We start from the raw sequence: 515 nt of genomic DNA on the forward strand, positions 1-515 counted from the left end.
CCTGCCGCTCAGCGGCCGACGCGTCGAACTCCAGATCCTCGTCCGGCGCTTCAGGTGCGATGCCGTTCTATGCGGCCGCCAGATCTTCGCGGAGCGCTTTTGACGTTGCCCCCAGTTTCTATCCAGCGCTGAGTTCGTTTCCGGCGGTTACGGAGCCCGTTTGGGCTGGTGAAGCGACGGTCTCTGGCGCCGTGCTTGTCGCATAGCGCAGCGCCAGGAGCCGTCGCGGGGAGAAGGTCGAGGCGAAGACAGACGGCGTCTGCCACCCGAGCTGGGAGTGAGGGCGTTCGGTGTTGTAGTCTGAGCGCCAGTTGGCCAAGGCGGTCCGGGCCTGTGCCAGGGACGAGAACAGCGTCTCGTTCAACAGTTCGTCTCGCAGGCGGCCATTGAAACGTAAGCGTCGTCCTCAGGCCACATGGTCGTGTCCCATAGCGTGGTGTAGCTGACGGTGGTCACCGGCGATTGCCGGTTAGGTTTGGGTTGTGAACGCCAACCCTGAACCGAGAGATCCCCGA

Annotated in this window: 1 pseudogene; it reads right to left on the minus strand. The window is 63.7% G+C overall.

The features are described 5' to 3' along the window. Window positions 1–118 precede the first annotated feature (118 nt). Window positions 119–391: pseudogene (locus tag ACFPN9_RS30320) on the minus strand (integrase core domain-containing protein); the annotation flags it as partial. Window positions 392–515 lie beyond the last annotated feature (124 nt).

It is taken from the genome of Allobosea massiliensis (assembly GCF_042655245.1).
GTDB classification, from domain to species: Bacteria; Pseudomonadota; Alphaproteobacteria; order Rhizobiales; family Beijerinckiaceae; genus Allobosea; species Allobosea massiliensis.